Here is a 12,029-nt window from a genome sequence, read left to right as displayed (position 1 = left end):
AAGTTTCGTCGATCACTGAATGTTCACGTCGACGCTGGCCGGCAGATCGATGCGCATGAGGGCATCAACCGTCTTCGGCGTCGGGTCGAGGATATCGATCAGGCGCTTATGCGTGCGCATCTCGAAGTGCTCGCGAGAGTCCTTGTACTTGTGGGGAGAACGAATAACGGCGTACACGTTCTTTTCAGTGGGCAGTGGCACAGGGCCGACAACACGGGCGCCTGTGCGGGTGACCGTCTCCACGATCTTGCGTGCAGACGCATCGATCGCCTCATGGTCATAGGCCTTGAGCCGAATGCGGATTTTTTGTCCCGCCACGCTAATCCTCTTCCTCGCTTGTCCCACATCGAATTCGAGTGGTGGGAATCGCTTTCATGTTCTCTATAACGTTGTCCGGCCGGTCAGTTGGGGCTGGTCGCAACGCCAGTGTTACTTGTCGGTTTCTCACAAAGTAGGAAAGAAAGTTGGGTGCATGATGCAAACATCACGCCCAGTGCTTTGTATCCCTACGTGCTAGTTCCGCTTCCCCCTAGTTCACACTGGATGAGAGCGAGACGATGACCGTAGTTATCCAAGCTGGAAGGGATTGTTCATCCGGTTTCCATACTGCCGCTGTTTACTTACCATGCCCCTTCTTCGCGATCCGGTCTCCGCGCAACCTTGTGCGCGGACTCCATCTCTACGGCCGCATCCGAAGATGCGACAGAAGGTGGTTCATGCTTGCCCTACCAGCGCCGGCCAACCTCTATCCACCCTGCTAGAGGGCAGTTTTGAGGCGCCGCCGTGTTAAGGCAACTCAAGTATTAAAACACAGAGCTCCCGATAAGCGCAAGTAGTTGCTACTTTTCCGCTCCGCGGCACGCTTATCGACGCCGCCCTCCCCTCGCCCTCACGCCCCGCCCGAGAAGCTATGAACACTGGGCGATGTAACGCTTCGTACCCCGCGCGCGTTTCAGCTTATGTGCCGTCTACATCGCGGCGCGCGACCGTCTACCTATTCCGCCGTGCCTTCGTGCACTCCAGGGCGACATCACCCCACGCCCCTCGGGACGTGGTCGCCCGGCACGGCGCTAACGAACAGAATGAGATTAATGAAGCCCTCCTCCCTTTTCGCCACTGTTGCCGCCGGCATCATGGCCGCAGCCGCCGTTTTCACTCCCGCCGCCAGCGCCACCACCCACGCCGGTGACTCTATTTTGATGGACACCGCCAAAGGCAGCACCTATGGCTGCACCCTCACCGATATTCGCCACGACAACAACGGCCGCGCCTGGGGCGTCACTGCAGGCCACTGCTTCGAGGAAGCCGATGTCGTCTCCGTGCGCTCCGCCGGCGATAACCAGGTGCTCGCTACCGACGCCGAATTGGCTGAGCTCAAGACCTTCTACGGCCACAATAACGAGCTTCTTCCCCCGCAGGTAGAAGACGTTGCGGTATTCCCACTCGCCGCTGACGTGGACTATGACACCACCACTATCCACTCCTATTCGCACCACCGCCCCATCCTGAGCGAGCTGGTCAAGGGCAATCCTTTCTACGATGCATGGAACTCCCCGTGGGAGCTCGGCGAGCCGCAGGCCATCACTCCTGATCTCGTCGGCCGTACCGCCTGCCAGGAAGGCGGCTCCTTGGGCCGTACCTGTGGCGTGATCGTCTACTCCGATCCCGAGTCCTCCACCGTGGTGGCCATTGTGCCCACCATCCAGGGCGACTCCGGCGGCCCGCTGCACGTGGCCGGCCCGGACGGAAAGCGCCACGTCATTGGCGCCCTGTCCGGCGGCACCATCCTGCTCGTCAATTCCTTCTCGGACCCGAGCCATTTCCCGCTGTTTGGCTAAATAGCGCCGCGCGACTGCGTACCTCACCCCCGATCATCCCTGCGATGCTCGGGGGTTTCGTTGTGTTTATCCCGTGCCGTTCGGATGTGGGTAAACCGCACAGAATTCCACTAAGAACATTGAAGAATAGCGATATGACGTGTAAAAGGCGTTCTTTTCTCGCCTATTTTTCTTCGTTACTGAACTGATACCTAGCGAAGGGTGCCAAACCAGCAGGTTAGGTCTAAGATGGCGAGGGCGGCCTTAATTATTAAGTCCGCACGCATGCCGAACACCGTCGGCCCTGCATACTGGGCCGTCTCACCTAAGGATTGATTCTCTGGTGAGAAAGGATCCGGCATAGAATTTTCGATACTTTATACAAAGGAGAATTTCTCATGGCTGAGAACGAGAAGAAGACCGGCACCGACATCGACGTCAAGAAGGATTCCGTTTTGGACACCCAGCGCGGCCGCACCAGCATCGACGACGTCGTCGTCGCCAAGATCGCTGGCATCGCTGCCCGCGAGGTCTCCGGTGTGCACGACCTGGGCGGCGGCGCTGCTCGTATGGTTGGCGCTCTGCGCGACTCCTTCAACGCTGGCACCGACGTTCGCCAAGGTGTGGACGTTGAGGTTGGCGAGACCGAGGCTGCTGCCGACGTCGCCATCATCGCCGAGTACGGCGTAGCCATCCACGAGCTGGCTGAGGCTATCCGCCAGAACGTTATCGACGCTATCGAGTCCATGACCGGCCTGAAGGTCACCGAGGTCAACGTTGTGGTTCACGACGTCAACCTCCCCAAGGACGAGAACGAGGACGAGGAAGAGTCCGCCGCTCCTCGCGTCAACTAAACGCGACTGCGAACAGCCTCATCAGCGTTCATAACCATATGTCTCATACACCGCATCGTCTTGACCAGACACACGCGGCAGAACTGAGCGATGCTCTCCTCGGAGTGGACGGGGTTGACTCCCTCCACTCCGGGCGATACGGGCAGATTGCGCTTCTTTATCCCGGTGTTCGTTACCCGGGTTTGGCTCAGCGCACGTCCGATAATGGCGACCAGCGACTGGAGATCCATCTCGTGGTCACCCAGGATGCCCTCTCTGATCTACAGGGCGTGGCACAACGGTGCCGCGAGGTTGCATCCCCTTATGTTTCTGGCGCTATCGATGTCACCATCGCCGACGTCGCCGCGTAGCGGGTTCACCCCTTCCCAGGGCGTGGACCCCACATCATTTCTAGACTTCAAGGACACATTCCATGAGTAAATTTCAACTCGGAATCGTCATTGGCCTCGCGCTTGCCTTCGCTGGCATTTTCGGCGGCTTCGGCGGTTTCTTCCTTGCGCTCGCGCTGGGCGCCCTCGGCGGCGTCCTCGGGTCCCACTTCGGTGGCGAGATCGACCTGCGACGCGCATTCGACTCCGTGAACAATCGCGGAAGGGGATAGCACGTGACGGCCCCCAGTACTACTGATGGCCGCGGCCGCACCAGCATCGACGAACGCGTCACTCGCACGATCATCCTCGAAGCGCTGAACGCTGTCCCCGGCACAGTGAAGCTCGAGCGGCTCGGCCGCCGCAGCTTCCCGCGTATCGACGCCCTCGTGGACAACGAGTACCGCACCGTCTCTGTGGAGGCCTTCATCGCCTGCTCCTTCCCTGCCCCAGTGACCTCTGTGGCAGAGATGGCCCGCCGCGCTATCGCCGGCGCGGTGAAGACCTATCTCGACTACGAGTGTGAATCAGTCTCCGTGGTTGTTGGCACCGTGGTCCGTGGCGAACAGCGACTCTCTCTCGAGGAGCTACGCCACTACGATCCCATCCCTACCCCCGTGGAGCTGGTGAATCGCCGCCCCGAAAAGCTCACCGCCATCACTACCGCTGACTATTACCCCGGCGTGAAAGGCCGCGAGGTGAGCGTCGATAAGCACAGTGCTGCCCTCGCTGAGATCGAGGTAGCTGAGCGTTCCCCGCTGCAGCCCATCGAGGTCAATCGCAGCGCCGAGCCGCGTTCGGTACGCGCGCCGCAGCGCCAGGAGCCGATCGTGGTGAAAGCTCCCAAGAGCATCACCGCGGTGCCGGTACAGGCGCCGAAACGCGCCACCCCGCACTCGCCGCGTGTCCGCCCGCGCCCCGATATCACTCCGGTGCGAGTGAACACGGTGCCCGTGCGTCCGGCGCAGCGCCCGCAGCCGACCGAGCCCTTCCACCCCAGCGCCCCGAAGCGCTCCGCACTGACACCAGTGCAGGCCCGCCGCGTGCCCGTGGTGGAGGTGCGTGCGCCGAAGCCGATCGAGCCTTTCCGCCCGAGCGCGCCGAAGCGTCCGCGTCTTATCGAGCCGCGTCGTAACCCACAAAAGCCCACCATCCGTCCTGTGGTTAATCCCAGTGCGGTGTACCAGCCCAATCCCCAGAAGAGGAGGTCCGCACGATGAAAGCACAACCCGCAGCCCGCGGAGTAGCAATCTTCATCGGCCTGCTCCTCGTCGCCGCCGGCGCTATCGCCGGCCGGGAACTTTGGGTCCTGCTCTCCGATACCAACCAGAGCAGCTGGATCGAGCCCGTGCTGAATTATCTGCGCGATGTCGATCAGTGGGCCACGTGGATGTTCGCAGTCGCCGGGGCGTGCGCCGCACTTGCCCTGATCCTGCTGTTTATCGCATTCAAGCCGCGCTCCACCACGCACCTCGAATACAGCTACGGTGATACCACCCTGCATATTCGTCGCGTGGACTTCGCCCGCCTGCTCACCGCCACCGCCCTCAGCATTCCTGGGGTGCGCGCCGCGGAGAGCACCGTGCGGAAGAAGAAGGCAGGCGTGCAGGTACAGACTGACTTCGCCGACGAAGCCATGCTGGACAAGCTGCGCGCGGAAGAGGAGAAGCACGTTCATGCCCTCTCCTCCTCCATGAAGCTGAAGATCACCACTCACAACGACGGAAAGGAAAGCTAGATGACTACCCGCCTTTCTTTTATTGACCGTCTCGTGGTGTTCCTCGTAGCCCTGCTCCTCGGCGCCTTCGCTGCCCCGTTTATCGGTGCGCTTTTCGACGCCCAGTGGGCCCAAGACATCTTCGCATGGCTGGACATCCCCAATTGGCCCGACGCCGTGGAGGGCACCGGCTGGATCATCGGTCTGGCCGTGACCATCGCCGTGGCCGTCCTCATCGGATTGCCGCTGATCATCGCCAACCTGCGCACCCATCGTTTCTCCCGAGGCACCGCCTCCCGGGATTCGGTAGAGGCTGCCGGCACGGGACTCGGCGGTACCGAGGATCTGCACGGTCGCATTAGCGTCGAGGTCGCTGACCTCGCCGATGCCGCCGCAGACTCCATCGAGACCATCGACGGCGTGGAGCGCGTCCGCACCAAGGTGTACTTCGATCGCTCCGAGCCCACCATGCAGTTCACGATCCTGGCGAAGCCGGCCTCGCTCCACAGCGGCCTGCTCCCGGAGCTCGACTCCATCCGCCACAGCCTCGACGAGGCTCTGCCGGAAACCAAGATCGCGATCCGCTATATCCTGGAGATGTTGCCGAATCAGCGCCGTATCTCCACCAATAGCACCGTCTAGGAGCCCTCGGGCTTTCTCAGATGGTGGTGTTGTACCACCAGCGCCCCTCTCGCTACGGCGAGCAGGGGCGCTGGTGCGTCTCTGCCCCGCATGCTGCAGCTGCGGCGGCCCGCGCGTGCAGTGTGCACTCCCCTAGCGTCACAGTGCCCGCCGCGAGGCTGCGCCTGTGCGCCGCGCAGCCGCGATGGGGTGGGCATGGTCCACTCCACCTGCGCGCGTAGGCGATGCTGCTCGGGTAGTTCCCCTCTCGTGGTGTGACCACTGGGAACCACCAGCAACCACTCAGCGGCGCTGAGATACCCCGTGGCGGCTGCATGGGCGTGCTGGGCCATATCCCTCTCTGCCGTGTCCACTCTGGCACCGCGCCAAAGAGTCGTGAGCGGGCCAGGCGATGCTTTCGCTGTGCTGCACTGGCGCGAACGGCGGCGTACGGGCATGAAAAATCCCCCTAGGAGAACCTAGGGGGATTAGTTCGCTCTAGCGAGCAGCTATGTGCCGGCTAGGAGGCGAGGATCATTACTTGATGATCTTGGTAACGCGACCAGCGCCCACGGTGCGGCCACCCTCACGGATAGCGAAGCGCAGACCCTCGTCCATGGCGACGGGCTGGATCAGCTCGACGGACATGTCAACGTTGTCGCCAGGCATAACCATCTCGACACCGTCGGGAAGCTTCACGACACCGGTAACGTCGGTGGTGCGGAAGTAGAACTGCGGACGGTAGTTGTCGAAGAACGGGGTGTGGCGGCCGCCCTCGTCCTTGGACAGGACGTAGACGGAACCCTCGAACTGGGTGTGGGGGGTGTAGGCGCCCGGCTTGGCAACAATCTGGCCACGCTCGACGTCCTCGCGCTTGGTACCACGCAGAAGCAGACCACAGTTGTCGCCAGCCTCGGTGTAGTCCATCATCTTGCGGAACATCTCGATACCGGTGACGGTGGTCTTCTGGGACTTCTCGCGGATACCCAGGATCTCGACCTCGTCGTTGACCTCGAGCTTGCCGCGCTCCACACGACCGGTAACCACGGTGCCGCGGCCGGTGATGGTGAAGATGTCCTCGATCGGCATCAGGAAGGGCTTGTCGGTCTCGCGGACCGGATCTGGGATGAAGTCATCGCAAGCCTGCATGAGCTCAGCAACGGAGTCAACCCACTTCTGGTCGCCCTCGAGAGCCTTCAGAGCGGAGATGTGAACGATCGGAGCTTCCTCGTCGTACTCCTGGTCGGCCAGCAGCTCGCGGACCTCCATCTCGACGAGCTCGACGATTTCCTCGTCATCCACCATGTCGCACTTGTTCAGTGCAACGAGGATGGAGGGCACGCCAACCTGGCGAGCGAGCAGCACGTGCTCACGGGTCTGCGGCATGGGGCCGTCAGTAGCGGCAACCACGAGGATTGCGCCGTCCATCTGAGCAGCGCCGGTAATCATGTTCTTGATGTAGTCGGCGTGGCCCGGGGCGTCCACGTGTGCGTAGTGGCGCTTCTCGGTCTCGTACTCAACGTGAGAAACGTTAATGGTAATACCGCGCTCGCGCTCCTCGGGGGCGTTGTCGATCGCCTCGAAAGCGGAAGCCTCGTTCAGCTCCGGGAACTTCTCTGCCAGAACCTTGGTGATAGCTGCGGTGGTGGTGGTCTTACCGTGGTCGACGTGACCGATAGTACCGATGTTTACGTGCGGCTTGTTACGCTCGAACTTAGCCTTTGCCACTTCTGTGTCCTCCTGGACTTCGCGGTGGCTACGACTCTCGCAGCCACAAGTTGTTTGCTATTTCCTCATAGGCTCAATGCGGTTGCATCTCGCTGAAGAAGATATAGCGGATCATTTATTGCCAGTTACATGATAATAGGTGTGGTGATGGCAGATTTCAAACCATCCTCACTTCCATTCCGGCCCGCCGCCACCATCGTCCTTCGTCCCTGATGGATAAGGATATGGGTGCGTGTGGGCCAACGCAGGTAACGGCCTGCTCAACGGGTCTCTCATGGATAGAGTGCCCGCTCAGCGGGCCGTTACCCGCAGTTCCCGGCTAGGTCTGGCATAAACCTAGCTGGAAACCAGGGCACAGCCGGAGCTTAGGCGCCGGTGCGCTCGGCGATGATGTCCTGCGCCACGTTGGTGGGAACCTCTGCGTAGGAATCGAAGATCATCGTGTAGTTAGCACGACCCTGAGTCTTCGAACGCAGGTCACCGACGTAACCGAACATCTGGGACAGCGGAACGAGGGCCTTGACAACCTTCGCGCCGGAGCGGTCGTCCATGGACTGAACCTGGCCACGGCGGGAGTTGATATCGCCAATAACCTCGCCCATGTACTCCTCGGGGGTGATGACCTCGACGGCCATCAGCGGCTCGAGCAGTGCCGGCTTTGCCTTGGCAACAGCTTCCTTCAGCGCCTGGGAACCGGCGAGCTTGAAGGCCATCTCAGAGGAGTCAACCTCGTGGTACTGGCCGTCGAGCAGGGTGGCCTTGATGTTCACCAGCGGGAAGCCAGCAAGGAAGCCGTACTGCATAGCGTCCTGGATACCGGCGTCCACGGAGGGGATGTACTCCTTCGGGATGCGGCCACCAGTGACCTGGTTGTCGAATGCGTAGGTTGCGGACTCGCCCTCTTCGAGCTCCTCTGCATCGGGTGCGTAGGGCTCGATGGAGATGATGACCTTCGCGAACTGACCGGAACCACCGGTCTGCTTCTTGTGGGTGTACTCGAGCTTCTCCACGGGCTTGCGGATGGTCTCGCGGTACGCCACCTGCGGGGCACCCACGTTGGCCTCAACCTTGAACTCGCGCTTCATGCGGTCCACCAGAACGTCGAGGTGCAGCTCGCCCATACCGCCGATGACGGTCTGGCCGGACTCCTCGTCCAGGTTCACGGTGAAGGTCGGGTCCTCTTCGGCCAGCTTCTGGATAGCGGTACCCAGCTTCTCCTGGTCGGCCTTGGACTTCGGCTCGATGGCCACCTGGATCACGGGATCCGGGAAGTCCATGGACTCGAGGATGATCGGGTCATTGGCGTTACAGAGAGTGTCACCAGTGGTGGTCTCCTTCAGGCCAATGAAGGCGTAGATGTTACCAGCGTGTGCCTTCTCAACAGGGTTCTCCTTGTTGGCGTGCATCTGGAACATCTTGCCCACGCGCTCCTTGCGGTCCTTGGTGGAGTTCAGGACCTGCTCGCCCGGCTCGGCGGTACCGGAGTACACGCGGATGAAGGTGAGCTTACCGAAGAACGGGTGCGCTGCGATCTTGAAGGCAAGAGCGGACAGCGGGGCATCGTCGGAGGGCCTGCGGGTCAGCTTGACCTCTTCCTCGCCCACCTTGTGGCCCACGACCTCGCCCACGTCGAGCGGGTTCGGCAGGAAGTCCACAACAGCGTCGAGCAGCGGTTGGACACCCTTGTTGCGGTAGGCGGTACCGCAGTACACGGGGTAGATCTCGGAGTTGACGGTCATCTTGCGGATGGCGCCCTTGATCTCGTCCATGGTCAGCTCTTCGCCGCCGAAGTACTTCTCCATGAGCTCTTCGTCGGACTCAGCCACGGCCTCGAGCAGCTTCTCGCGGTACTCCTCGGCCTTCTCCTGCAGATCGGCCGGGATCTCCTCGACGGTGGCTTCGGTACCGATATCGGTCTTGCCACGCCAGGTGAGGGCCTTCATCTCGAGCAGGTCGACAACGCCGTCGAAGTCGTCCTCAGCACCGATCGGGAGCTGCATAACGAGCGGCTTCGCGTTCAGGCGGTCCACGATGGTCTGGACGGTGAAGTAGAAGTCCGCACCCATCTTGTCCATCTTGTTCACGAAGCAGATACGCGGAACGTCATACTTTGCAGCCTGACGCCACACCTGCTCGGACTGCGGCTCAACGCCTTCCTTGCCGTCGAAGACAGCAACAGCGCCATCGAGCACGCGCAGGGAGCGCTCCACCTCAACGGTGAAGTCAACGTGACCCGGGGTGTCGATGATGTTGATCTGGTTACCCTCCCAGAAGCAGGTCACTGCTGCGGAGGTAATGGTGATGCCGCGTTCCTTCTCCTGCTCCATCCAGTCGGTGGTGGAGGCACCGTCGTGGGTCTCGCCGACCTTACGGTTAATACCGGTGTAGAACAGAATACGTTCGGTGGTGGTGGTCTTACCGGCATCGATGTGGGCCATGATGCCGATATTGCGGACCTTCTTTAGATCCTTAAGCACTTCTTGTGCCACAGTAAATCCCCAATTGTTGGTTGGTGTAGGCCGCCAAATGGCGCCCTGAGTGGATACAGTTGTCTCATTCTCAGCTATCCGCGCGAGCGTATCGCCCGTTAGCTAGTCGACGCCATCTCTATGGCGGCTCATCGCCCGTGCTGTTCGGGCTCGCCCCCACCCGCGAGATGCAAAGCATCTCCCAGTGGGGTGCCCATCAAGCAGGACACGAAAAATGACACTACCAGCGGTAGTGGGCGAATGCGCGGTTAGCTTCAGCCATCTTGTGGGTGTCCTCGCGGCGCTTCACGGAAGCACCGAGGCCGTTTGCGGCGTCGAGGATCTCATTAGCGAGACGATCAACCATGGTGTGCTCGCGGCGCTGACGGGTGAAGGTCACCATCCAGCGGAGTGCGAGAGTGGTTGCACGGCCGGGACGAACCTCGACCGGAACCTGGTAGGTGGCGCCACCCACGCGGCGGGAACGAACCTCGAGGTCAGGCTTGATGTTTCCAACAGCCTTCTCCAAGGTGCCCACCGGATCGGTGCCGGTCTTTTCCTTGCAGATCTCGAGAGCGCTGTAGACGATGCGCTCAGCGGTGGACTTCTTGCCGTCCAGCAGAACCTTGTTGATCAGCTGGGTGACGAGCTCGGAGTTGTAAATCGGGTCCTTAACTACAGGACGTACAGGTGCCTTGCCCTTACGCATGTTTTACTTCTCCTTCTTCGCACCGTAGCGGGAACGTGCCTGCTTGCGGTCCTTCACACCCTGGGTGTCAAGTGCGCCGCGCACGATCTTGTAACGAACACCGGGGAGGTCCTTCACACGACCACCACGCACGAGCACCATGGAGTGCTCCTGCAGGTTGTGGCCCTCGCCCGGAATGTAGGCGGACACCTCGATACCGGAGGTCAGACGCACACGGGCGACCTTACGAAGTGCGGAGTTCGGCTTCTTCGGGGTGACGGTGTACACACGGGTGCACACGCCACGGCGCTGCGGAGAGCCCTTAAGAGCCGCGGTCTTCACCTTTGCGGTCTTATCATGTCGGCCCTTGCGGACCAGCTGCTGAATAGTTGGCATGAACTTCTTTCTGTATCTGACTAGCGCGTCGAATAGACAGCTACCTGGATTCCCATGGTGAGGCTATGGTGCTGGAGCTACTCCACAAGGACATCACCGGCGGCCGCAGGAGGCGTCCGCCTAGCAGTCCCTCAGTGAACACTGCGGGCTTGCGCCCACTGTGCCCTCTACGCAGTCTTCGGGTGTTCTCTTTATTTTTTCCTTGCCATCGCAACCCGGCGATGAAAGAGCCAATAATCAAGACACGGCAAACCCAGTCAGCCGCTCTCGCTGGCCTACTGGGTGGTGTGTCAGGGATGGTTCTTGCAGCACACAGGCACTGTATGGCAAGCCGCCCAAAAAATCTTTTTCAAGCTTGGGCAAGTATAGTTCACACCCATCCCACAATCAAGCGCCCCACCTGCAGAATCGCTGAGCACCACTTCCCATCGCGGAGTAATTCCGCGGCTTAGCTCTTGGTGTGCGCGCTATCCTTGAGCTCCCGAGCAAGCGCCGTAAGCGCCTCTTGTCCGGATTCATAGCTGCCGTCCTTGGGCTCGGCCATGATGGCGATCGGTAGGTCCTGGTTGTCGGGGCCCAGCACGATCCCGAATTGGCGCACGAGATAGCGCCCAGCATCATCGGGGCCCCAGCCGCCCTTGAAACGCGGTTCGGGCAGGACGGCAAGCCCATAGGGCTGGTGCTCAGCACTATCACCCATGGCCTCGTAGGTGGTTTCTGCCCCTTCCAGGGTGGGCAGGCTGGCACCGAAACGCACCTGATCCTTCAACGCCCACTCGGTCTGGCCATAAGGGGTGAATTGGCCCTGGTGGAAGGCGTTGTAATCGGTCTCAGTATCGCCGCCATCGCGCAGCACCTCATTGGCCGCGAGGGCCGCTTCTTCGCCACCGCCGATGGCATTCCACAGAATCTCTGCCGCGGCATTGTCCGAGACCGCGATAGCTGCCTCCACCACACTCGGATCAGCCACACCGGCGCGCTCGGCGGCAATGGCGATGGCCACCTTGGAGGTGGACCATGCGGCTCCCGTGGTGAGGCTGCCATGCACCTGGCCATCGACGGCGATACCCACGGGGCCATAGCGTTTCTCTAGCTGCGAGACGGCGTCGTCAAGCGCTGCATGATCGATGCGCGGAACCTCGGCGCGGGTGGATGAGGAGGAGGGCCGTGAGCTCGAAGAACTGGACTCTGTGACGGGGCTGTCGGGGTCCATACCGATGGTGCAGCCGGCGAGGGTGCACGCCGCGATCACCGCCATTCCGCCGCGCAACGGCCGTAAAATTCTCATTTCTCACCTTGTCTGTGTGCTCCGGGTTCGGCATTAGCTTAGACCGTAGGTGTCGTAACACACAGAACAGCCCTCCTACCCATT

The 12,029-nt window shown here is 61.1% G+C and carries 13 protein-coding genes; 7 read left to right on the top strand and 6 right to left on the bottom strand.

Features of this window, described 5'->3' with window-relative positions:
• Nucleotides 1-12: 12 nt before the first annotated feature.
• Nucleotides 13-318, bottom strand: coding sequence for a 30S ribosomal protein S10 (rpsJ, locus tag KRX12_RS10125; RefSeq protein WP_003854291.1), 306 nt, complete (start codon nt 316-318; stop codon nt 13-15).
• A 773-nt stretch (nt 319-1,091) separates the two neighbouring features.
• Here rpsJ and KRX12_RS10120 point away from each other — a divergent pair.
• The 7 genes from KRX12_RS10120 to KRX12_RS10090 all read left to right on the top strand — a co-directional run bounded on the left by KRX12_RS10120 (nt 1,092) and on the right by KRX12_RS10090 (nt 5,398).
• A complete protein-coding gene (locus KRX12_RS10120; protein ID WP_218366556.1) occupies nt 1,092-1,838 on the top strand; it encodes a trypsin-like serine protease in 747 nt (248 codons plus the stop codon).
• Nucleotides 1,839-2,215: 377 nt separating this feature from the next.
• Nucleotides 2,216-2,671 carry an Asp23/Gls24 family envelope stress response protein gene (locus KRX12_RS10115; RefSeq protein ID WP_218364542.1) on the top strand — a complete coding sequence of 152 codons (456 nt, stop codon included), beginning with the start codon at nt 2,216-2,218 and terminating at the stop codon, nt 2,669-2,671.
• 38 nt (nt 2,672-2,709) lie between these two features.
• Entirely contained in the window at nt 2,710-3,021 is a 312-nt protein-coding gene (locus KRX12_RS10110; protein ID WP_151549463.1) for a hypothetical protein, read from the top strand.
• Between the two features lie 62 nt (nt 3,022-3,083).
• Nucleotides 3,084-3,272 carry a hypothetical protein gene (locus KRX12_RS10105; RefSeq protein WP_218366555.1) on the top strand — a complete coding sequence of 63 codons (189 nt, stop codon included), beginning with the start codon at nt 3,084-3,086 and terminating at the stop codon, nt 3,270-3,272.
• 3 nt (nt 3,273-3,275) lie between these two features.
• Nucleotides 3,276-4,259, top strand: coding sequence for a hypothetical protein (locus tag KRX12_RS10100; protein ID WP_218366554.1), 984 nt, complete (start codon nt 3,276-3,278; stop codon nt 4,257-4,259).
• Nucleotides 4,256-4,777: a DUF6286 domain-containing protein gene (locus KRX12_RS10095; RefSeq protein ID WP_151549460.1), complete on the top strand. Its 522-nt coding sequence runs from the start codon at nt 4,256-4,258 to the stop codon at nt 4,775-4,777. Before KRX12_RS10100 ends, KRX12_RS10095 begins: the two co-directional genes overlap by 4 nt.
• Nucleotides 4,778-5,398 (top strand): hypothetical protein, encoded by a 621-nt coding sequence (locus KRX12_RS10090; RefSeq protein WP_218364545.1) that lies wholly within the window; start codon nt 4,778-4,780, stop codon nt 5,396-5,398.
• A gap of 516 nt (nt 5,399-5,914) precedes the next feature.
• On the opposite strand, the gene tuf is transcribed toward KRX12_RS10090, so the two are convergent.
• From tuf to KRX12_RS10065, 5 genes are all read right to left on the bottom strand, one after another.
• Entirely contained in the window at nt 5,915-7,105 is a 1,191-nt protein-coding gene (tuf, locus tag KRX12_RS10085) for an elongation factor Tu (RefSeq protein WP_151528970.1), read from the bottom strand.
• A gap of 365 nt (nt 7,106-7,470) precedes the next feature.
• Nucleotides 7,471-9,594 carry an elongation factor G gene (gene fusA / locus KRX12_RS10080; protein ID WP_218364547.1) on the bottom strand — a complete coding sequence of 708 codons (2,124 nt, stop codon included), beginning with the start codon at nt 9,592-9,594 and terminating at the stop codon, nt 7,471-7,473.
• Nucleotides 9,595-9,814: 220 nt separating this feature from the next.
• Nucleotides 9,815-10,282 (bottom strand): 30S ribosomal protein S7, encoded by a 468-nt coding sequence (gene rpsG / locus KRX12_RS10075; RefSeq protein ID WP_151528972.1) that lies wholly within the window; start codon nt 10,280-10,282, stop codon nt 9,815-9,817.
• A gap of 3 nt (nt 10,283-10,285) precedes the next feature.
• The gene (gene rpsL / locus KRX12_RS10070; RefSeq protein WP_151528973.1) at nt 10,286-10,657 is read right to left on the bottom strand and encodes a 30S ribosomal protein S12; all 372 of its coding nucleotides are present in this window, start codon (nt 10,655-10,657) and stop codon (nt 10,286-10,288) included.
• A 448-nt stretch (nt 10,658-11,105) separates the two neighbouring features.
• The gene (locus KRX12_RS10065) at nt 11,106-11,945 is read right to left on the bottom strand and encodes a hypothetical protein (protein ID WP_218366553.1); all 840 of its coding nucleotides are present in this window, start codon (nt 11,943-11,945) and stop codon (nt 11,106-11,108) included.
• Nucleotides 11,946-12,029 lie beyond the last annotated feature (84 nt).

Source organism: Corynebacterium sp. TAE3-ERU2, assembly GCF_019209955.1.
Taxonomy (GTDB): domain Bacteria; phylum Actinomycetota; class Actinomycetes; order Mycobacteriales; family Mycobacteriaceae; genus Corynebacterium; species Corynebacterium megadyptis.
Note: the sequence above shows the minus strand (reverse complement) of the source record. Positions and strands in the feature narration are given on the sequence as shown.